Annotated in this window: 20 protein-coding genes and 1 pseudogene; 1 reads left to right on the forward strand and 20 read right to left on the reverse strand. The window is 41.1% G+C overall.

Annotated features, from left to right (window positions below; translation table 11 throughout):
* The first annotated feature begins 79 nt into the window (after positions 1–79).
* Positions 80–6,184 (forward strand): alpha-L-fucosidase, encoded by a 6,105-nt coding sequence (locus P8P68_RS05475; RefSeq protein WP_278275737.1) that lies wholly within the window; start codon positions 80–82, stop codon positions 6,182–6,184.
* A gap of 361 nt (positions 6,185–6,545) precedes the next feature.
* On the opposite strand, the gene P8P68_RS05480 is transcribed toward P8P68_RS05475, so the two are convergent.
* From P8P68_RS05480 to essC, 20 genes and pseudogenes are all read right to left on the reverse strand, one after another.
* The gene (locus tag P8P68_RS05480; protein ID WP_278275738.1) at positions 6,546–6,839 is read right to left on the reverse strand and encodes a DUF5960 family protein; all 294 of its coding nucleotides are present in this window, start codon (positions 6,837–6,839) and stop codon (positions 6,546–6,548) included.
* A complete protein-coding gene (locus P8P68_RS05485; protein ID WP_278275739.1) occupies positions 6,832–7,194 on the reverse strand; it encodes a hypothetical protein in 363 nt (120 codons plus the stop codon). The genes P8P68_RS05480 and P8P68_RS05485 overlap by 8 nt, the downstream gene beginning before the upstream one ends.
* A complete protein-coding gene (locus P8P68_RS05490) occupies positions 7,191–8,606 on the reverse strand; it encodes a Y-family DNA polymerase (protein ID WP_000540281.1) in 1,416 nt (471 codons plus the stop codon). Before P8P68_RS05490 ends, P8P68_RS05485 begins: the two co-directional genes overlap by 4 nt.
* 3 nt (positions 8,607–8,609) lie before the next feature.
* On the reverse strand, positions 8,610–9,296 hold the full coding sequence (locus tag P8P68_RS05495) for an XRE family transcriptional regulator (protein WP_278275740.1): 687 nt from the start codon (positions 9,294–9,296) through the stop codon (positions 8,610–8,612).
* Between the two features lie 204 nt (positions 9,297–9,500).
* Positions 9,501–10,466, reverse strand: a complete 966-nt coding sequence (locus tag P8P68_RS05500) for a hypothetical protein (protein WP_278275741.1) — start codon at positions 10,464–10,466, stop codon at positions 9,501–9,503.
* Between the two features lie 219 nt (positions 10,467–10,685).
* Positions 10,686–11,090, reverse strand: a complete 405-nt coding sequence (locus tag P8P68_RS05505; protein ID WP_247955385.1) for a DUF5082 family protein — start codon at positions 11,088–11,090, stop codon at positions 10,686–10,688.
* A gap of 20 nt (positions 11,091–11,110) precedes the next feature.
* Positions 11,111–11,650 (reverse strand): DUF3592 domain-containing protein, encoded by a 540-nt coding sequence (locus tag P8P68_RS05510; RefSeq protein WP_001281572.1) that lies wholly within the window; start codon positions 11,648–11,650, stop codon positions 11,111–11,113.
* Positions 11,651–11,659: 9 nt separating this feature from the next.
* Positions 11,660–12,184 carry a hypothetical protein gene (locus P8P68_RS05515; protein WP_084944058.1) on the reverse strand — a complete coding sequence of 175 codons (525 nt, stop codon included), beginning with the start codon at positions 12,182–12,184 and terminating at the stop codon, positions 11,660–11,662.
* 144 nt (positions 12,185–12,328) lie between these two features.
* On the reverse strand, positions 12,329–12,718 hold the full coding sequence (locus tag P8P68_RS05520) for a hypothetical protein (RefSeq protein ID WP_247955386.1): 390 nt from the start codon (positions 12,716–12,718) through the stop codon (positions 12,329–12,331).
* The gene (locus P8P68_RS05525; protein ID WP_247955387.1) at positions 12,705–13,670 is read right to left on the reverse strand and encodes a hypothetical protein; all 966 of its coding nucleotides are present in this window, start codon (positions 13,668–13,670) and stop codon (positions 12,705–12,707) included. Before P8P68_RS05525 ends, P8P68_RS05520 begins: the two co-directional genes overlap by 14 nt.
* 39 nt (positions 13,671–13,709) lie before the next feature.
* Positions 13,710–14,150, reverse strand: coding sequence for an NAD glycohydrolase toxin immunity factor (ifs, locus tag P8P68_RS05530; RefSeq protein WP_247955388.1), 441 nt, complete (start codon positions 14,148–14,150; stop codon positions 13,710–13,712).
* 208 nt (positions 14,151–14,358) lie between these two features.
* Positions 14,359–15,234, reverse strand: coding sequence for a DUF4299 family protein (locus tag P8P68_RS05535; protein WP_049550020.1), 876 nt, complete (start codon positions 15,232–15,234; stop codon positions 14,359–14,361).
* Complete coding sequence (locus P8P68_RS05540) at positions 15,231–15,698, reverse strand: hypothetical protein (protein ID WP_070800530.1); 468 nt, start codon at positions 15,696–15,698, stop codon at positions 15,231–15,233. The genes P8P68_RS05535 and P8P68_RS05540 overlap by 4 nt, the downstream gene beginning before the upstream one ends.
* A gap of 1 nt (position 15,699) precedes the next feature.
* The gene (locus P8P68_RS05545; protein WP_278275742.1) at positions 15,700–17,901 is read right to left on the reverse strand and encodes a hypothetical protein; all 2,202 of its coding nucleotides are present in this window, start codon (positions 17,899–17,901) and stop codon (positions 15,700–15,702) included.
* Entirely contained in the window at positions 17,898–18,332 is a 435-nt protein-coding gene (locus P8P68_RS05550; protein WP_070800582.1) for a hypothetical protein, read from the reverse strand. Before P8P68_RS05550 ends, P8P68_RS05545 begins: the two co-directional genes overlap by 4 nt.
* A gap of 1 nt (position 18,333) precedes the next feature.
* Complete coding sequence (locus P8P68_RS05555; protein WP_101800321.1) at positions 18,334–18,996, reverse strand: hypothetical protein; 663 nt, start codon at positions 18,994–18,996, stop codon at positions 18,334–18,336.
* Positions 18,993–19,325 carry a hypothetical protein gene (locus tag P8P68_RS05560; RefSeq protein WP_070800580.1) on the reverse strand — a complete coding sequence of 111 codons (333 nt, stop codon included), beginning with the start codon at positions 19,323–19,325 and terminating at the stop codon, positions 18,993–18,995. Before P8P68_RS05560 ends, P8P68_RS05555 begins: the two co-directional genes overlap by 4 nt.
* A gap of 12 nt (positions 19,326–19,337) precedes the next feature.
* Positions 19,338–19,727, reverse strand: coding sequence for a hypothetical protein (locus P8P68_RS05565; RefSeq protein ID WP_042903182.1), 390 nt, complete (start codon positions 19,725–19,727; stop codon positions 19,338–19,340).
* A complete protein-coding gene (locus P8P68_RS05570) occupies positions 19,720–20,394 on the reverse strand; it encodes a hypothetical protein (RefSeq protein WP_101800322.1) in 675 nt (224 codons plus the stop codon). Before P8P68_RS05570 ends, P8P68_RS05565 begins: the two co-directional genes overlap by 8 nt.
* A 20-nt stretch (positions 20,395–20,414) precedes the next feature.
* Positions 20,415–22,535 (reverse strand): annotated as a pseudogene (essC, locus tag P8P68_RS05575) (type VII secretion protein EssC); the annotation flags it as partial.
* Positions 22,536–22,623 lie beyond the last annotated feature (88 nt).

The following is a 22,623-nucleotide window of genomic DNA, read 5'->3' on the forward strand; positions in this document are numbered from 1 at the left end:
TCATTAAATCAAGTTGTAACCAAGTCAGACTTGGGCTTGGGCAGTAGCTGACTGCCTTTCTAAAAACTAGGAGTATATTATGAATCGATACCTTTTTGAAAAAGGGCAAACATTTAGCATTCGGAAGTTGACTGTAGGTGTGGCGTCTGTTATCGTGGGACTGGCATTTTTTGCTTCTGGAACCGTGCGTGCAGACGAAACGTCTCCTGCCACAACATCCAATTTAGATCAGCAAATGAAACAAGTCGCAGATATAGAAGAGACCAAGGCTGAACCAGTCAAAAAAGAAGGCCGAGTAGAGACCGAAAAACAAGAAACACCTGCTGCCGATACCAGCAGTGCTGATTTGCTCCCTGAAGAAATTCAGGACCGTGCCTATCCAGACACACCTGTCAAAGAACTCGACACGACAACTATCGTTGACAAGAAAGCTAGTCCAAAAGTAGAAACCAAGAGCATTCTAAAGGATAAAGAAGAAGCACCAAAAGAAGCTGAGAACGGAAACCGTGCCATCATTAATGGTGGACAAGACCTCAAACACATCAACTACGAGGGGCAACCTGCTACTGCTGCCACTATGGTTTACAGCACTTACAATGCAGGGGAGCAACGTTACCTCGTTTCAGGATCTGGTATCTTTGTTGCACCTAATTTGATTCTTACCGTTGCTCATAACTTCCTAGAGGCCAATAAAGAAACTGGCGAAGGTCACATTCGTGGTGGAAAATCTGCCCAGTTCTACTATAACGTTGGTTCAAACAGCGAAAAGAAAAATTCACTTCCATCTTCTGGAACTACGGTTTTATTCAGAGAAAAGGACATCCATTTCTGGAACAAGAAGGAGTTTGGAAAAGGCTATAAGAACGACCTTGCTCTTGTAGAAGCTCCTATTCCTCTTCCGATTGCTAGTCCAAACAAAGCAGCAACCTTTGCGCCTTTAGCGGAGCACAAAAAACATCAGCCGGGAGAAGCCATCAGTACGATTGGCTACCCAACTGACTCAAGCTCAAAAGAGCTGAAACAGCCTATCCTAGCTGGCCAACTTTACAAGGCTGACGGGACTATCCGATCTGTTGAGTCCTATGATGATAAGGGAACAACCGGTATCACCTACCAAACCACTTCTGTATCTGGTTTGTCTGGTGGCGGGATTGTCGATAGCCAAGGAAAAGTTCTCGGTGTTCACCAACACGGAACCGTTGACAATGGTGTTCCTGAAAAGGATCGCTTTGGTGGCGGACTCGTCCTTTCACCTGAACAACTGAAATGGGTTAAGGACATGATTGCCAAATATGGTGTGAAAGGGTGGTACCAAGGAGATAACGGAAATCGTTACTACTTTACCGATGAGGGGCGTATGCTTCGGAACGAAACAGCTGTTATCGGAAGCAACGAATATTCCTTCAACCAAGATGGGATTGCTACCTTGACCAAGGGAGTTGAATACGGACGTGTGGTTATCCAACACGAAGACGAAGAAGGAAATCCTGTCAAAGATAATGATACTTTTATCGAACAGACAGCTGTTGATTCTCCATTTGACTATAATTTCAAAAAAGAAATTGAGAAGACGGACTTCTATCAGAAGAATAAAGACAAATATGAAATTGTGTCCATTGATGGCGTAGCGGTCAATAAACAGCTAAAAGATACATGGGCTGAAGATCACAATGTTGTCAGCAAAGCGCCTGCCGGTACACGTGTCATCAAGGTTGTCTATAAAGTCAACAAAGGCTCTTTCAAAGTTTACTACCGTCAAAAAGGAACCACTACTGAACTAGCGGAAGCGACAGTTGATAACAATGACGGTCAAGAGTATGAGGTTTCCTTTGTCAACACCTTCCATGCAAAAGACATTGCTGGCTACCGTCCAGTCAAGGCTAGCTTGGAAGCAAGGATCCAGCAAAAAGGGGTGAATGAAATCGTCTTTGAATACGAACCAATCGCTGATACAGCCAATCCAACAACTCCGACTCCTCCAGTTGCTCATCCAGAAGATAAAGAAACTGAGATTGGCAATCATGGACCTCTTCCAAGCAAGGCTCAACTCGATTACCACAAGGAAGAATTGGCAGCCTTCATCCACTACGGAATGAACACTTATACCAATTCTGAATGGGGAAATGGGAAAGAAGACCCTCGATACTTCAATCCAACCAACTTGGATACTGACCAGTGGATTCGCACTCTGAAGGAAACGGGCTTCAAACGAACCATTATGGTTGTTAAACACCACGACGGATTCGTTGCTTATCCATCTAAGTACACCAACCATACCGTAGCTGCTAGCCCATGGAAAGATGGTAAGGGTGACCTTCTCGAAGAAGTTTCCAAGTCTGCTAGCAAGTACGACATGAACATGGGTGTTTACCTATCCCCATGGGATGCCAACCATCCTAAATACCATGTCGCAACCGAAAAAGAATACAACCAATACTATCTCAACCAGCTGAAAGAAATCCTTGGTAATCCGAAATACGGTAACAAAGGGAAATTTATCGAAGTTTGGATGGACGGTGCACGTGGTAGCGGTGCCCAAAAAGTAACCTATACCTTTGATGAATGGTTCAAATACATCAAAGAAGCCGAAGGAGATATCGCCATCTTCTCTGCTCAGCCGACAAGCGTTCGCTGGATCGGAAATGAACGGGGAATCGCAGGCGACCCTGTCTGGCATAAAGTTAAACGGGCCAACATCACAGACGATGTGAAAAACGAATACCTCAACCATGGTGACCCTGATGGTGATATGTACTCTGTAGGGGAAGCTGATGTTTCGATCCGCTCGGGCTGGTTCTATCATGACAACCAACAGCCGAAATCACTCAAAGAATTGATGGACATCTACTTCAAGTCTGTTGGTCGTGGAACCCCACTCCTTCTCAATATTCCACCAAATAAAGAAGGAAAATTTGCAGATGCGGATGTGGCTCGCTTGAAGGAATTCAAAGCAACCCTAGACCAAATGTACGCAACTGACTTTGCCAAAGGTGCGACTGTAACAGCAAGTTCTACTCGTCAAAACCACCTTTACAAGGAAAGTCACCTCACAGACGGTACAGATGACACCAGCTGGGCGCTCTCAAATGATGCCACAACCGGTAGCTTTACAGTCGATTTGGGGCAAAAGAGACGATTTGACGTCGTTGAACTCAAGGAAGATATCGCCAAAGGTCAACGTATCTCAGGTTTCAAGATTGAAGTCGAAATCAACGGACGCTGGGTGACATATGGTGAAGGTTCGACCGTTGGTTACCGTCGCTTGATTCAAGGCAAGCCTGTAGAAGCACAAAAAATCCGTGTAACCATCACCGGTGCTCAAGCAACCCCAATCTTAACCAACTTCTCAGTCTACAAGACACCAAGCAGCATTGAAAAGACAGATGGCTACCCTCTTGGACTTGAATACCACTCAAATACAACAGCGGATACAGCCGGAACAACTTGGTACAATGAATCTGAAGGTGTGCGTGGCACTTCTATGTGGACCAATCAAAAAGATGCCAAAGTCAGCTATACCTTCACAGGAACCAAGGCCTATGTCGTCTCTACAGTCGACCCAGGTCATGGAGAAATGTCCGTCTACGTTGATGGCCAAAAAGTTGCGGATGTGCAAACTAAGAACACTAGCCGTAAACGCAGCCAAAAAGTCTTTGAGACAGGCGATTTAGCTCCAGGCCAACACACTATTACCCTTGTTAATAAAACAGGCGAACCAATTGCTACAGAAGGAATCTACACCCTAAACAATGATAGTAAAGGGATGTTTGAACTTGAGTCTACCAACTATGAAGTCGAAAAAGGAAAACCCGTCACTGTTAAGATTAAACGTGTTGGTGGAAGCAAGGGGGCTGCTACTGTGCGCTTCATCACAGAACCTGGAACTGGGGTTCACGGTAAAGTTTACCAAGATACAACTCAAGATGTGACTTTTGAAGATGGAGAAACAGAAAAGACTGTGACCATCCCAACGATTGACTTTACAGAACAGGCCGACTCTGTCTTTGACTTCAAAGCCAAGCTCACTTCTGTTTCTGATGGTGCCTTGCTCGGTTTTGCTACCGATGCAACCATCCAAGTAATGAAAGCCGAATTGCTGATCAAGGATCAAACAAGCTATGATGACCAAGCTAGTCAGTTGGATTACAGTCCTGGCTGGAACCATGAAACCAATTCCGCAGATAAATACCAAAAGACAGAGTCTTGGGCTTCCTTTGGTCGCTTAACTGATGAACAAAAGAAAAAGACAACTGTCACAGCCTACTTCTACGGTACTGGACTTGATATCAAGGGCTATGTTGATCCAAATCATGGTATCTACAAAGTCTTCCTAGATGGCAAAGAAGTTCCTTACCAAGATGGCATGGGAAATGCTTCAACTATTGACGGTAAGAAATACTTTAGTGGTCACGCTGCCCAACGCCAAGGCAATCAAACTCTGGTTAGCCTAAAAGGTCTGGACGAAAACTTGCACGCAGTCACTCTTCAACTCGATCCTGATCGAAACGATTTGTCTCGAAATATTGGTATCCAGGTAGACCAATTCATCACTCGTGGCGAAGGCAGTGAACTCTACAGTAAGGCAGATATCATCCAGTCTATCTCTAAATGGAAAGACGATCTGTCAAACTTTGATCCAGCAGGTTTGAAAAATACGGCTACTGCACGTCAAGCTTTCCAAGCAAATCTAGAAAAATTGAGAAACCAACTCAGTACCGAAGCTGTGGATGTTCAAGAAGTCATGTTGACTGTCAGCGCCTTACAAGATATCCTGTCCAAGGACGAGAACTATCAAAGAGGCCAAGAGGAACCGACTCCAGATCAACCTGAACAGCCTGAAGAACCTTCTAAACCTGAGCAACCAGCTGAACCAAAACAACCGGAAATTGAGTATGATAAGGCTATGGACAGCTTGACAAAAGCTATCGAGAAAAAAGTCGCTGAGCTTGGATCCAACAAGGAAGCTAAGAAGAAATTATTAGAAATTGCTGACCAAGCCATTGCTGCCATCCAAGAAGCTAAAACTCAGGAAGCAGTCAATCAAGCGCTAGAAACTGCTCTCGAACAAATCAACAAACTCGAAGCGGCTCAGCCTGAGAAACCTGCTCAACCTGAGAAACCAGCTCAGCCTGAAAAACCAACTCAACCGGAAACTCCGGCTCAGCCTGAGAAACCGACTCAACCGGAAACTCCAGCTCAGCCTGAAAAGCCGACTCAACCTGAGAATCCAGTTCAACCGGAAAAACCGGCTCAGCCTGAAAAGCCAGCGCAACCGGAACAACCAACTCAACCTGAGAATCCAGTTCAACCAGAAAAACCGGCTCAGCCTGAAAAACCGGCTCAACCTGAGAAACCTGCTCAACCTGAACAACCGGCTCAGCCTGAAACTCCGGCTCAGCCTGAAAAGCCAGTTCAACCGGAAAAACCGGCGCAACCGGAAAAACCAACTCAACCTGAGAATCCAGTTCAACCGGAAAAACCTGCTCAACCTGAAAAACCAGCGCAACCGGAAAAACCTGCTCAGCCTGAAAAGCCGACTCAACCTGAGAAACCGGCGCAACCGGAAAAACCTGCTCAACCGGAAAAACCGACTCAACCGGAAAAACCTGCTCAACCTGAGAAACCGACTCAACCGGAAACTCCAGCTCAACCAGAAAAACCAATTACTTCTTCAAGTCCTGAAGAAGGGGTTAAAGACCTTGTCTTTACACTTCCAAGCTTGGAAATCGTCAATAAGATCGTACCGTTCAAGACGATTCGTCGCGAAAACCCACAATTAGACAAAGGAAAAGAGCAAGTTCTATCAGAAGGAAAAGACGGTCTCTTAGTCGAGTATGTTGAAGTGGACGGTGACAATCGCAAGGTTCTCCAAACAGAAGCAACTCCAGCTCAAGATCGAGTGATTGAGGTAGGTAGCAAACAAAGCTCAGTTGGAACAGAAGCGCCACCAGTTGTGACTCTTCCTGAGTATGTTCTACCAAGAGAGACTGAAAAACCTGCGCCAGCCGTAACAGATAACTCATCAGCAAAAGATGAAAAAGCTCCTGTTACAGCTACAGTCAAAGAAGACAAGGAAAGACTACTCCCTGCAACTGGGGAACAAGAAGCAAGTGCCTTCCTCTTCTTGGCAGCCATTACTTCTATCTTGTCTCTCCTCATCTTCCAAAAGAATTTCAAAGACTAATAACCCTCTTTGATTGATTCTTTCTAATGACTCAGTTCCCCCGTTGAGAAGACCATTTGGTCTTCTCTTTTTCTATCTGTAAAATTAAAAAACATCCACAAATATACATGGATGTTTGGGTATGACTCTATAAAGTAAAATGATCATTGAAGATAGCTGTTCTCAAATCCAACCACGTTTTCAAATAAACGCTCATCCAAAAAAAGAGAGTGGCCCTTTTCTTATCTCATCAGAATTACCATCATAAGTTTCTGCAAGAACTCCACAGATAAAAGATGGTGTTTCGAATTCCAATACCATGAGATTTTCTGACGCTCACAAGCCATCTTTCCTAAATCAAACTTCCTTCTTCCACACCTAGTCACTGACTACTATTTTTGAGTCCAGCGTATGCATAGGTTCGATTTCTAGGAGACTCTTTTTCCGTCACCACCCTAAAACAAAAGCGATGCTCCCGCCCATCCTTGGCATTTTCCTTGTTTAAAACAAAGTAGTTCTTCTGATTCATCGCCATAGTGCGTAGGATGTCATCGATCAAAAAAGTCAAGGGAACATTCATAGCAGAGTATTTTTGAAAATCCTCTTCAAAGCGGATATAACTATCTGAAAAATAATCCATCTGCAGTTTGTTTTCATACAACTCTTTTCTAGTCATACACTCCCTCCTCCCACAGTCGAATTTCGAGGACATCTACAATCTCTATCAGCCTGTAGCCCTCACTTGTCCTAATAGATAGAGTTTGAGGTGATAATTCACTCACCTCGCCGATGATTGTGGTTTTCTGCTTCTTTTCCTTGACCACAAAGTATCCCTTTAGTTGCCCGACATACAGCTGCGAAAGCAAGAGTAACTTCTCAACGGAATTCAAATCTGTCGAAAAAGCAACCCGATTTTTTTCTTCACCAAGTGAACTAGTATGCTCTGAGAGGAAAAAGCCCATCCACTTCTGCATCCCTGGATCTTGATAGTCACGCGCAGATGGAAAGGGTAAATAAGAACGATCAATCATTTTAGTCCATCTAATCCTCCAGCAGAATGCCCCCCAATCAGCTTGCTTCTGGCAAGACTCCTAGAGGCTTCTTCCAGTGCATTGGCCTTTAAGAGGGAGGTAAAACCAAATTGTTCCCGAATGGCATCAATAGCCGTCTGGAGCCTTTCTTCTTTTTCTAACTTGTCAACATCATCAAAGAGGGAGATCAAGCCAAAGGACTCGTCCACAAATCCTGAATAGTTGACTCCGACACTTCTGACCGCTCCAGAAGTGTATTTATTATGAAATAACTTCAAAACGTGGTCTGTTAAAACAGCTGTATTATTAGTCGGTTCGACCTTCATTTGTGTATGAATAGACGGCCTAACCTCCTGTTTAGAGAAACCGACATAGATAGAGACAAGGGTTGTTTTCTTGCCCGCCCTTCTCAGCCTAATAGCTACCTGCTCCGCCATTTCTCGGAGAATAATTTCGATATCCCGTAGCTTCACGTAATCTCTCGGCAAGATTTGAGAATTCCCCAACCCTTGAGACTTGGCTTTATAGGGCTTATGAACATTGCTCTCATCAATCCCGTTAGCATGAAACCACAAACGCAGGCCAGCCTGACCGAGAGCTTTCTGTAGCTGGTCTGGATTACTGGTGGCCAATTCTCTGATGGAAAAAATCCCCAGAGTATGCAAGCGTTTCTCCATCCGCCTGCCAATCCCCCAAAAGTCCGTCATCTTGGGAATGGCCCAAACCTTCTCTTCCACATCCTGGTAAGACCAGTTGGCCCTCATGGTCGGAGTGTGCTTGGCCTCATTATCCAGAGCCAACTTGGCCAGTAAGGGATTGGCATTGGACATACCCACTGTAGAGTAGATCCCTGTCTGCCTCCAAATATCCCTCTGTATACGAGCAGAAAGCATATCCAGCTTGTCTCTGCGAGAGAGACTCTTGTCTGGGATGAAGTAGTTGAGCGAACTAGTCAGATCGATAAAGCCCTCATCGATAGAGTAGGGATAAATATCCTCCGGGCTACCATAGTTTTGAAAGATTCGCTGGATTTCCATATTGACCGCTATGTACTCATCCATCCTAGGAGGCACAATCAAAGTCACTTGAGCCCAATCTTCGATGTAGCGAACATAGTCTGAGTCAGTAGGCAAGCCTTGCTTTCGAGCATTGTAATAGGAAAATTTGCGCGTTTTGATATCAAAAGGCAGATCATAGGCCCGGCCAACATTGGACTTACCAAAAATCTTCTTGAACATGGGAGAGGAAGCTAGGATAAGACCAGTAGAATTATCCGCGCGACTCATGACACAAAGCGAGGTCTTCAGCGGATGCAAGCCTCTTTTCACACACTCAACACTGGCATAAAAAGATTTCATATCGACAAAGGCAATGTCACTTTTGGGCTCTCTGGAATAATCAAAGTAGCCCATAGGCTAACCCTCCATCGGCACAAAGTTCCCAACAATAATCCCTACAATCCGAGGATCTTCCTCATAGGAGATGAAAATGTCCTTGTATTTTGGATTGATCGATACCAGACGCAAGCCATCTTCCTCCCGATAGACCCGTTTAATATAGGTCTGGTTGTTACAAACTACTGCATAAACTGCCCCATCATAGTCAAATCCTGTCTCCCGAATCAGAGCCACCGAACCATTTTGATATTTAGGTTCCATAGAGTCCCCAGATACCCAAGATGCAAAATCATGGGCCAACTCCTCGTTAAAGTAAACCGTATCAAAATTCTGGTCATCATAGACCGAAGCCCCGATCCCTGCTGACATGCGTTCATAGACACGATACTCGTAGAGGCGCTCTGGCATGGTCGTCACCTTCTGAGTTTGTTCCTCTTGAGCTAAGTTGCGAGCATAGAGCACAACCTTGTCCTTCCCTTGCTTGGAGAGGCTATTGTAGAGACGAACAATCTCGATCTGAGTAAAATAGCCTTTTGCTACCTTTAAAATGTTCTCTAGCTGAGCAACCTTCTCCTGGGATGGTTCCTTAATCCCACGTTCCCAAGCCGAGTAAGCCTGAAAACTAATCCCTAATTCCTCTGCAATTTCCTTCTGTGTCAATTTTAACTCTTTTCTCCGAGCCTTGAGTTTTTCTGGTTGGTACATGATTCACCCCCTAGTGTGATGTTTTATTGAGAATATCTCTCTTAGAAAAACAAATCGACGATTGAGCTTACACCTCTAAAACTCAACCAATTCGGTTTAGTTTTATTATATAAAAAAAGTGGACGATTGTCCACTGGGAAAATCAAATTTTAACAGACACAACTGGAAATTATGAACAAAAAACTGACCTAGCCCTAACAACTCCTACTCTAATTTTTGCAACAGCTTTACAACTTGCCGATTATCTATCCTCACATAGTATACACCACTATCACTGACAAGTTTATCCTCTTTATACTTAGCAATCTTTACAGCATAAAGACCTCTTGGTAGGGGTTGGTTGGCAAAAAATTCCTTCATGAGCGCTTCAAGCTCTTTAAGATAGTCATCATACAAGAGATCTCTTTTTTCTTTTGAAACGAAATATTGAAATTCAAATGTCGGTATAAAAATCTCTTTTTGGAAAAGATATTGAGCATCCATTGGGTACATTCCTTGCAGAGCTTGACCCTTGCTTTGATTTTCCTCTAATATTTCATTATAAAGATAGATATTATCAGATTGGTTATTAAATTCAAAATCAATACCTTGATACTTCAAATCAGGCAGTTTAGGATCTTTGATTGAACTGTCCAGTGTTTTTAAAAATTCGCTGGTGCCTGGACTAACCTCAATCCCTAAATAGGCTAATTCTGGAAAAACATCATAAATTTTTTTACCATTTTTGTAATCAACCTCTGCATCTGTCTTTCCATATGTTTCACTTTTCGAAAAGCGAGTATAGTATTTAAATCGAGTTTTAACCTGATAGGTTTTTCCAGCTATATTTTCACTATAGGTACCATGGATTATAAATCCTCCCACACTTGTATAGTTTTTCTCGTATTTTTCTAACTCAAACTGTCCTGTAAGACCGTAATTTTGATAAGAACGATGCACAGCTTGCTCAATCTCAGTTCGACTTGCATGGGCAAATAGCCCCCACATATCCATTAGAGAAAGAATAGGACTGAACACTGTGAAGATTACCATTGGAATCACTATGGATAAGCAACCTATTAATAGCCAATTTCTTTTCTTGGCCTTTCCTTCAGATTTTTTAGCAGTTTTCTGTTTCCTTTTTAAGATTAGAATGAGCAAAACCAAAATCCCTAATACTAATAAAACCAAGCTACAATCTCCTTTTATCGTGGATAGCTGTTAACAGGTGTATAGGAGGCTGACAGAAATACTCTTCTCACCTACTAACTTATCCTGAAATCCATAAACTCGTCTGAAACGAGGAGCAACCCTTGTCTCATTATACCACATGAACCATACTGTGAGAAGATGAGAAATACAAAAGAAAACCACCTGAAATAAATTCAGGTGATTAATGAAATTTTGCAGTTAGTTGAAGAAACTTTCAATCCAACCACTTATATTGTTTAACAATATTCCTAGCTGACCAATAAGTCCATCCATCTCCAAAGCTTTATTCTCATACTCATTAATTTTTATGAGTAACTCATCAATATTTTCGTCCATGGCCTTAATACTAGAATCAAAATATGAAATCAGATTACCTGCGGGTGTAACAAATTTCGTATCATGCAAATTTCCAGTCCAAGATTCATCATATTCATCTTTTTTAGAAGCTACAGCTTTTTTCTGCTTAACAAATTCACTTTTAATTTTCCTTAATTCGTCATATATTTCCTTGACTTTTTTTGCCTCTTCTAAGTAACCTTCTTTTTTTGATTGAGCTGAACTAATCTGCGATTGAATTGCAGCTTGTTGACTAGCGTTTGACATAATTCCTCCTCTTAAATTTACTATTTATAAAATTCATTCAATAGAAATACCATTGTCAACAAGATGGGTGCTAAAATTAATGTTGCCATACATATCCATACTTGACGCTTATACACCACTTCCATACCACTGTATCTCTCAACAAAGGACTCTTTGGGACAAGCAGGGTTATACCAAACAGTCATCTTTGAGCCCTTTGGAAAAGCATCTTCCAAAACACGTGTAACAGAAACGACAGAATTTCTATAAATTGTTATCTTTTGAGCTAATAACTCCGACCTAGAAGTGGCTTGTACACTCTTCCAAGGAACTGATATGAGAATAACTCTATGGTAGTCCAGATTTCTTTGATAAGTCCGCCCATCAACTTTATATTCAACAATTGGAGGACCTGCTGGTTTTGAATACTTGTATCCTACTACAACTCCCTCAACACATGCAGTAGATAAATTTTTAATTCTTAGTTCTCTTTTGTAAAAATAACGGAAAAAGAAAAGTACAGATGAACAGAGTAATAAAACTCCAAATAGCAACAAAAAATAAAGCTTTAAATCTGACATATAGTTCTCCTACTTCATTTGAATATCTGAAATACTTAGGTTCATTTTTCTTTCATCTACAATCTTTGTAGCAATCGATTTCTGTTCAGTTGTTAAAGGAAGTAAAAAAATTGTTGCAGATTGTGTAGGCAGCTCCCCGCTTTCAGAAATCTTGTATTCAACTAATTCATTTTGGTAGATTTGCTGTCCCGCATAACTCCAACTAATTTTAAATTTAGCATCATGATTAATGTCAGTATCCGTCTTGTTTAATATCATAAATACTGCATACTCCTGCTCATTAAATGTATATGTACTACCAGAATAGTATAGAGTAACTTCTCCTTGATTACCTACCTCAGGATGTTCTTCAATTAATTTCTTTCCAAACTCTATTAATTCCGACGTTTTACCTTCATATTGTGGTGCTACTACAAATTTTAATTTTTTCTCCTCCTTGACAATCGTCTCATTTTTATTAGCCTCTTTATCTTTAATCCCATTAGAGCAACCTCCAAGTATTAACAATAAAATTATAACAAACAGCTTCTTCATTTTTTCACCTTTCTATTCAAAATCCAATTAATTCCTTTTCCTATTTTCATTTCTAACTCCTTAATATTATTCGTATTTAATTATATCATACGAAACTTATAATAGAAAAACTCACCTGAATTAAATTCAGGTGAGTTCAGATAGTTATGGAAAATCTTTGTATTGACTCTCTGCGATTTCAACCATTTTCCTACGATTATGACGTTCCTTGGAATCTTTTCCGCCTTGGATATATCGTTCTCTACGCTCCGCTCGTGACTCAGGAGCTTTAATATAGATACCTCCATCAATTGCGGCAACTAAAGCAGCTTCTGTTGCCGCAAAAGCATCTGCTACACTATCTAAATACTGATCCAGCGAATCAACCGTTGTTACTAAGCTCTCCATTGTTGTTTTGGTTCGCTTAACACAGTCTTCAAAATTACCTGTCACTGGCGCATCAATCAGCGAGCGAATGTCATCTGGTATTTCATTAGTAGATGCGTTGATACTCGCTTTTATACTCTTTATTCTCTCAGGATCAATTCGTTTCATTTATATTCCCTTCTGATCGTTGTTTTTGAACCCAGGCTTGATATTCTGCATAAGTCGGGAGCGGGGTATCAGAAACCTGACCCTTAGTATCTATACCATAAATCGTCAGTTTCTCTTCTCCCTTAGGAGCCATCCAGTGTAACACTTTGTCATACCATTCCTCTAGGGTCACGTATTCTTCTTGAGGAGTAAGAATCCAATCTCCTTCAGTTATTTTTTTCTCAATTTCAGGATATTCCTCAAAGAGGTTGATGTTGGTATCAATAACCTTGCCCTCCTCTTTAAAATGCAAAGAACTTTTAATGATCCGACCTACTAAATACCCCTTATCTTCTGCATACTGATCCAGTGTCGTATAAAAATAGTAAGGACCCGCTTCATAGATATCTGAACGCTCTTGATACTCTCCTTCTACTTTTCCACTATCAATGTTTAAAACTAAGGTTTTCATATCACTTTGATTATCTTTGACTTCTATATTGATGGTGCTTTTAGGATTATCACGATAGGTAAAAATCTTGAAATCAATCGGGAAAAAACTAGCATCATAGTCTGCGACTACTTTGTTTAGGTCCACTTCTTTATCGGCTAAATCTTCTGTTCTATAGTCATAAAGACGAATCTTCCAATAATCTGATTTGGGCCTGTTTTTTCTATCGGTCAAATCAACTCCGCCTTTGTTTGTCATCACTTTCCGCTCGGTTGTATAAAGATAGACACCACCCCCAGGTCTCACATTGGAATCGGTATTTAATAAGACGAATTTTCGTTGATTCCCGAAAAAATATACGTTTTCCTTTACAGAATGGTATTCTTCAATAGAATATTCGACTTTTTCAGGTTCTTTAAATAATTGTTGTAACCCAACAGTACCTACTATAATAAATGGGATAAGAATTAGGCTAGCTAAGACAAATTGAAAAGCACGTTTTTTTGTTAATAGATTCTTCATCAAATCAGTTTCCTCCTGCACCTACGCCATTTACATAACCTAAATAAGACCATTTTCATCAGTACGTTTCTGCTCACCTAATAGGTGGGAAGTACTTTCGATAATATTTCTTACTAATTCATCTGCTTCAATAACAAAGGGAAGGCTTGTATATCTTCTTAAACGACTACCTTGCATAGAAATATAATCCGTTACCTTATCTAATTTGACTAAGTCAATCGATAAGCTAAAATCCTTCAAGATTTCAAAAGTTCTTCTCGCTATATCCTTATCACCTTCTATATATAGAGGGAATAAACAATATTCCAGCAGCACCTGAATATCAGTGTATTCTGTTATCATTGAGTTTCGTTGTTGAAAACGATACCTAACGTCCTCTCCAAGAAAAGCTTCAGCTTCTTTTCCTTCTCTCATCACTTCTAGATAATGTTTGACAAAGTGTTTATAATTTTCTTTATTTTTGAGGTTGTATGTCTGCATTTAGTTACTCCATTGATTTATTCTGCCTATTTCTAGGTATTTACTCAGTCTATTGTTGAATGATGATATTAAAACTTTGTCTTATTATAGCATAAAATAAATACAGAAATAATAAAATGGGGAACTTAAGGAAAGAGAAAACCACCTGAAAAAAACTATCAGATGGTAACTTTTCAATCTTGAACAGACGAATCAGTTTCTTAGAATGTTAGTTTTGTGATAACTTCTGCAACATTTCAGGAGAAATTGGGTCTACAAGAACGTATTTGGCATCTAGCATATAGATGCCCTCAGTCAACGACTCTAAGAACTGTCGATAAGGAACCTCGGCTAGTTTTTCCCCATCGGCTGTCATGATAAATAGTCGTGCAACTGCAACCTTACTTCCTCGATACTCTTGTAAATATTGAGGTTCTAGCTCTGGTTGAGCCGGTAAGATTGTTCGTCCTTCACTATTTAGATAATTGATAGGGATAATGATGTCCTCTCCATTTTGCTCTACTTTAAAAACTTGCTGCTCAGAGTAATAAGCATTTAGCTGTTGGGTAAAGCGCAAACGCTGGTCATAGCTATTTAAGAGTTGCTCGTCCGGCACATGGATAATCTGCCCTAGGTAGAGTTCATTGATGTAAATAGGACGTTTCACTCCCATAACTTCTACTATAGGATGGACTTTTACTTCCTTAGTCAATTCTGAAAGAGCTGATAAGAAAATATCTGTGAAATGAAATTCTAGAATAGAATCTTTATTATACTCCACACCATCATGTTCACATACAGTTACATCTAAGAGAATGAGCAAGGTTTTCAAGAACATCAAGGCCCCAGTCCAATCAGAAGCTGTCGCCAAATCTGGGACAGATACCTGATAGGCTTGACGATCAAAAGATAGACGGAACCCTAAACTAGACTTCTCTTTAACCCCAAACTGAACAGAATGGAAATCCGAAATAAGAGAGTCTGCAGATGGCTTTAATCCTGCATCCTTAGCGGAAACGCTGTAACATTCAAAAAGTTCTGCTTGAAGCACCTCACCAATTCTTAGTGATTGGTTGCTTTTTATTGTAAAATTAACTGATTTCATATTTTTCTCCTTCGGTCTACTGGCAAATCCTTTCTACGACGTAGAATCGTTACTTCGCTGACAGGGATTTTTCCTGATGCATACATGGTCTGGCCATATTTATCATCCAATAATTCCGCATCATCATATAAATTGTTTTCAATTAGAAATTCTTTATCAAAAACCAATAGTCGCACATAAGAATCGGGTGCTGTAAAATCATCATCCCCATGCTTGTAACCAGCAATTGTAAATTCATGTTCTTTATACAAAACACGATCATAAACCGAATACCTCTGACTAACCTCACTATAAGGCACAAGCTTCCCATATAGACCTTCTCCTTCACCATCTATATAGGAACTATAGGGGAAATATCCTTCTTTCAACATTGCCGGATCTTCTGAAAGAAGGATATAGTCATTTATATAATTCACAAAATTAGAGTATACTTTATTTTGGTAAACTAGATATTCTTTACGCATACTAACCCTCCACATATTCCATTATACCATCTTTATTTACTCTACCAACCAAGACTTCCTCTCCTCCAACATTTAGATACAATTTAGAGCCTTCTTTGAGTCTACTTTTATCTGAATGAATATATTCTGGAACCAAAAACTCATCTGAATCTGATTTTATGAAGCCATTTCCACTAGCAGGGTCTATTACTTTATTAGGCTCACCTGTAGATTGATTCATTATAATATTACCATCGGCATCGATTGAATTCCCATCCATATCTCCATATGGAATTTGAATATAGCCCGTCTCATCAGTCGTGTACTCTAAACGAAGGTAGGCATCGGTTTTAAGAACTAAATTACCATTCTGATCACGTACTGCAACTCTATTACCATTTGCATCAATCATAGTTTCAACAAATGGAGATCCTTCATAGTCCAATCGCAAACCTTCTACAGCTTCTCTGATATTAGTAATATTTTTCACATCCGAACGTCTGGCCACAAAGCCACCTGCTGTTGCTTTTTCCTTCTTATTAAATAGCCATACTTCAGCATCGATAGGCATAATCTTTTGCATGACTGTTGAATTCTTTGGATACGGAATTGTATTACGAATATCAATCATCATATCATATTCAGACTGTGTCATTTTTGTCACATGAGTATTCCTTAGCCTATTAAACTCATCCCAAGAAACACCATACTCTTTTAATTTTTGATCAATGATTGCTCGAGTTTCTGATTGACTTGGTGATGGATTCGCTGTTCCCTTCACCTTCGGTACATCCACATCACTTGGCTTGACTCCGCCAATAGCCTTAGTTGCACTGTCGCCTGATACTTGCTTAACCTTCGGCAAATCCGCTCTAACTGTTGGATGGGTTTTCAGCTTGGCGAGGGTCCCATCAGCTGGGCTGGCTTTCAGATGCAGGTCTGGTCTACTACTCAAACGTACATTAGCTGGGTCCAGCTTGGGTATTTGCTTGCCTTGAAGTGGGACATCCAGATGAGATGCTTTAGCGCCTGGTAGATCTACGGCCGGTGCACCAAACTTCTTACCAATATAATTCCCTGCCGAGTGCATCCCCATACCCATCACTTGACCAAGCACTAAGTTCTGAAGCGCTGCGTTCGGATCTTGACCGGTCGCAAAGGAGTAGATCACCTTGGAAACATCGTTTACATCATCCGCATGTTTCCCCGCCGTTGCTAGACCTTTCAATAGCGTAGAGCCGTTCTTCCCACTCTTAGCCAGTTTGGCCAGATAACCTACCGAACCCATACTCACAAGAGTGACTGCCGCATCAATACCAGCCCATACTCGATCCTCTGTCGATAACTGATTTCCGGTAATCATCGTATGGCCATTAAAGGCCGAATAAGCACTATCAGCCGCTAAGTAGGCCATACTAGCATAGCTGACTGTTAGCGAGGTCCCTCCTGTCGCAGGAGCTAAGATTGCCCCTCCTGCCATACCTAAAAAGGCTACAACTTTGAGGGCCATATCCACATACTGAAGACTTTCCTTATTTTCTTCGTAGTAGCGACTGGCTTTGAGTCTCTGATAGTCTGGTAGTTGCCCAGGATAGCGAACAGCTACAATTTCCTCGGCACTTTTGCCTTCCAAGGCCTTGATTTGCTCATCGGATAGCTGATCCTTTTTAGCCATCATTTCCTTGACAGCTTTTATACGATCATCATAGACATCCTTAGCGGCTTGAATGGGACTTGCCTTGCCATCTAGGATTTCTGACAGAGTATAGGACTTCTGTTCGGTGGTGTCAATATAGACAGAAGTACCGTCAGCCTTATATCCGGCTAAGACTTTCTTTGGCACTGTTTGTTTCGTATACTTGCTCTTATAGGGTTTATTGGCTCCATTAACATCATTTAATGTCACGAAGGCCGCATCCATCCCCTTGGTGAACTTGCTATCTATATTCTGCATGATGTCTGAATGAATCTTCTTGGCACTCGTTAACATGCTATAAATACGCTTCATTGATTTGTCGAAAATAGCACTGTCTTTGGTCGTCCCTAATGAAGCTTCCCCATTTTGAACATAGAGATCTTCAACTCCCTCGTCTGTTACAACCTTACCCGCCGCTTCGATATCATCCATGATATCACTCATTGACTTGAAATAACTACTGGACGAAATCAGAGGATAGGCTGGATCACCGGGAAAGTCGGGTTTATTACTATAATACTTCGTCATTGGGCCCCACTTTCTTTTGCATCTGCTTGACGGTTTCGCATGATTTGTTCAACTGAGCCTTTGGGGTCTTTTCTAATGGCTTCTTTATCTTCGGCACTTGTGGTTGGTTCTTCTAACAAAAAGTTGGCAATCGATGTAGCTAAAACTTTATCTGTATTTACCATTTGATTATAAGTATTTTGCGCATGTCTATAGAGCACCTCGCTGAGTGTCTCAAACTCCTGTGCTTTCAGATAATACGAACCTAGACCCCCATTCGTCTTACTGTTACTGATCAAATCATGATAGGCTCCCTCAGAGGATAGGTCGGGAAGTGTTGAAATGACATGTTGAATCTTGGTCGAAACTTGATTCGTAAGTGTGACTATATTAAGACAGTGGTAAATGAGTTGTTCTTGATCATTTAAAACGAGTTTGAAATCTACCCCCATATCACATCCTCACTTTCAATTTTTTTATTAGTTGTGTTTTTAGCTGTTCACTATCAATCGAACGGCGCATTTGCTTCGATACATCATATTCATATAAATGATGATCACTTGTTAGATAGATAATGTCTTGTGTATCTTTGGAAAACTCATTGATTCGGATACGAAGGGCCTCTTCATTCCCATGGTGGACTATCAAGCGCATAAATGCTTCCTCTTCCCATTGCGAATGAATATAATCTTTGATAGTATCATCAACTTCTTGTAAGACAGGGTGCATCTCCATCAAAAAGGCTAGGAAAACAGCACTACCTGCTCGGTCTAGTTGAAATTGATTGTCACCGACTTCCATGATAATAACAGCCATTCGTTTGAATTCATCCACTCCAGGCGCATAGGATAGGAGGTGATCAATCTGACAATGATAGTTAGCTTCGTGATACTCCTTCAAATACGCTCCATATTGAACACATTCCTCTGTAGGCCGATTATCAACGATAAGCCCCATCTCCTTTAAATCTTCAAAACCTTTCTCAATGACCCACAAAAGGTTGTCTTTTCTATTTTCATTCCCTTCAATAGCAGTTGGAAGTGGAAGGAATGCCAAATCATCTGAGTAATCATTAAATATATGTAGTGTGTATAAGGCTTCTAATGTAAATATCATGCGTTATCAATCTCCTTTATGACATTTGAAGTGGAGATAGAACCGAGTAATGTTTTTAAACCTGATACCACTTTCCTAAGTTCTTCTACACTCTTTCCATAGTCAGAATGATAGGATTTTAGAAATAGCTTTAGGTCTAAGTATTGATTCTTGCTTTCTCCCTTCCATTCCGTATCATTTGAGTCCAAACCAGATATCTCAGTATCTATACTAGAAAGAAGATTCACGATTTCATTCAATTCATTGATAACTGTGTCAATCTGACTATCATCATATGTTACTACATCACTTGCATAACTACTATCAATAGTATTAATATTTGTATCCATAGACACCTCCTTTTACCACCAAAGTTGTTCCCACCATGGTTTCCCTTTATTATATGCTGCTCTATTACTAGCTATGGCACTATCTAAATCTGATATTTTTTCCCCAAGAGTTGCATATAAATCTTTGAAGGACGAGTTCGCATCCTTGACAAAGTCAATGTACTCCTTAAGTGTCTTTTTATCAGATTCTAATTTTGACTTTAAGGTTGAAAGATAATGATATCCCTCATTACTATCGATTTTCGTAATAGTTTTATCACAAAGTTCAACATAGCCTTCAAAACGACTAAGGTCAACATCTGAATCCAAACCATGTGATTGGATAGAATTTCGTACTCTCTTGTACTTTTCTTTTTGGGCTTTATCACTATCAATTTGCGCTCTTAAACTCGCATCACTCATTTTTATCCTCCGTATCTTCCGTAGACTGTTCCTTAGCATGATTCTCGCTAAAATCTTTTTTGGATCTATCAATGACTCTACGCAATTCCTCATCATCAACTCCGGGAAGATGGAAATCATAGTTATGTGTCTCTTCTTTTGAAGATTCCGTTCCTGAACTTTCTGCCTTAGTGCTCTCTTCAGTAGAAGACGACGCTCCTGAATCTGAGGAGTTAGCTCTTTCAGAACTAGAAGAGCTTGATGTTTTAGGTGTTTTGCGGTCCAATTTTGGTATCTTATTGATTTCTTCAACACTAGGTATTGGCTTATTCACTTTAACTGGTCTGTAGAGCATCGCAAAAGAGAAGAATAAGGCCAATATAGTTCCAATAGCTGCTAAAGTTCTTTTACTGGATTCTGATGAGGGAATTTTGACACCACTAGTGCTAAGCTCTTTCCATTCAGGATGCTCTTTTTCTATCTCTTTTTTTTGTTCCCATAGCGGAACTAGCAGAAAGTGATTAAAAGGCACAACTGTTCCCATAGCTGTTGCTGCAAGTGGGATAAATCTAGAAAGGTTAAAAATGAGTACTATGCCTAGTATTGCAAATATAGTAAAGAGAAGTATCACTAATCCTAAGCGAATTTTATATTCTTTTTTTATCCGCAGGTATTCTTCTTGGGTCATCTACTTATTACCTCTTTTTCCTATTGTTTTGTAATTTTCAATTTTGTTTGAACATTTTGATAATGAAGATAAATTTGATCATCTAGCAACGGTTCTTCACGTCCTGTAGTAGAACGAGTATAGATTGATTGCTCAGACATCTTCATTGCTATGATAGCAGTATCTAATTGAGTTTTCATGTATTTAGGTATGTCTGTATAACCCGATAGATACGATTTGTGAGTAGCAAAGATTAAATGCAGACCTACTCTCTGTCCTTCTTCCATCAACAGTGCAAGTTCATTTGGTTCAATATTACTTTCCGTCACAAATTGCCCAACATCTGTTATAACAACAAAATGTTCTAACATTCTACGCTGTTTTCTAGCAATAAGAACCTGTTCTTTCAAAGAATCAAGTATAGATCGGTAAGACATACCACTTCCTATGTAATGCTCAACCCTATCTGAAACTGAACGATATTCATCAATAGGATCGAAAATCGTAATAACTTCCTTATCAAATAAATGTAGAAGCAATTTGATTATATGATTTGTCGCAGCGTTCATAGCAGTATCCTTGTCTGACAAGACAAGTAAGTGCTTAAACCTGTCAATCGGTAAACTTGTTGTTTGTACTTCCTCAAACTCCAGACCAATTGGTAATTCATGGTTTTGAATCGCTTCTTGAGTTGTAGGCAGATTGAGAAATACATCCATCGTCAACTCCTCTGGCACCATCGGGATGGCACTTGGGCGCTGTCCGGTCCAGGCTTCTTGGAGGGAAGCGACTGCTTGGCGCAGGTTATTGAGGACTTGGGTGTCATTGGCTCCATAAACCGGGAGTGCCAGCTGGATGACATCCACTTCTTCACGTTTCATGAGAGCCCGTCCCTTGATATCTTCCATAGTCATAGCAAGTGGTGTAGAGCCCACGATAGCTCGCACTTCACCTGCCTCATTCTGTGGTAGGCTCAACTGGTGCTTGAAGTTCGAGTAGAGTTGAGCACGAAGGTTGGTCTGGCGACCAGCTGTCACCAAGAGGTGAACCCCGATACTGAGACCTTCACGAGAGATACGCACCAAGAGCTTGAAGAGTTCCGCCTCATAGGCTTCTTCCTTGAAGGCCTCATAGCTATCTAAGAGGATGACAATAGCCGGCTCTTCCTGACCACTGGCCTGACGGTAGAGGTCTAAAGTCCCAACACCATAGTCCGCAAGGAGTTTCTTACGACGGTTGAGTTCTTTCTCCATGATTCGTACAAACTTAGAGATCTTCTCCGTTTGGTCCAGAAGCATGGTATCCGCCACCTGTGGTAGCTTAGACAATGGAGCCAAGCCATTGGTACCAAAGTCCATCAAGTACATGGTAAGGGCCTTTGGACTGTACTTTCTTGCCAAGTCCATGGCTGCGGTTTGCAGGAAGGTTGTCTTTCCTGTACCCGGACTTCCGTAGAGGAGGATATGACCATCCTTTGAAAGATTGATAGAGACAGCTTCCTGCTTCTGGGCCTGCGGAATATCCGCCATCCCCAAGAGGACAGAGAGTGGTTTCTCTTGTCCCCAGGCTACTGTCGGTTGCACTTCTTCCAGTTCGTCTAGTGCGATTCGCTCTTTGAGCGGTGGCAGCCATGGCTGTGGCACTGGAGGAATCTCTTGTTCCTCACACAAGAGCTGGATATGGTGCACTATCGCATCCAACTCTGTCGGCACTTCCTTGATCTCATCCACATCTTCTAAGCCTGATAGGTCTTCATTCAAGATTTCATATTGGCCCAATTCATTGATCAAGTAGATAGTATGGTCCTCGATCCCCATATCATCCTTGTCCGGCTGGTAATCCGCCCCTGACCAGGCTGACTGGAAGAGCTCATAGACTTCGTTATTCCCGACCTGTAGATAGGCACGTCCCGTCTGGGTGATCTCGGCCGCGTCCGGTGTATGAAGCATTTCATTGGAGTCCGAACGATCCGCCACCTTAAGGGCGATCTTGAAGCGCGAGTTAGACCAGATCTGGTCATCCACCACACCAGATGGTTTCTGAGTAGCTAGGATCAAGTGGACCCCGAGGGAACGCCCGACCCGAGCGATGGATACCAGCTCCTTGATAAAGTCTGGCTGGTTAACCTTGAGCTCTGCGAACTCATCTGAGATGAGGAAAAGACTTTAACTCATTATACCATAAGAGATATATTATAAGAAAAACTGAACACTGTACGGAATAATGAAAGAAAACCACCTGAAAATAATT

The organism is Streptococcus sp. D7B5, from assembly GCF_029691405.1.
Lineage (GTDB): Bacteria > Bacillota > Bacilli > Lactobacillales > Streptococcaceae > Streptococcus.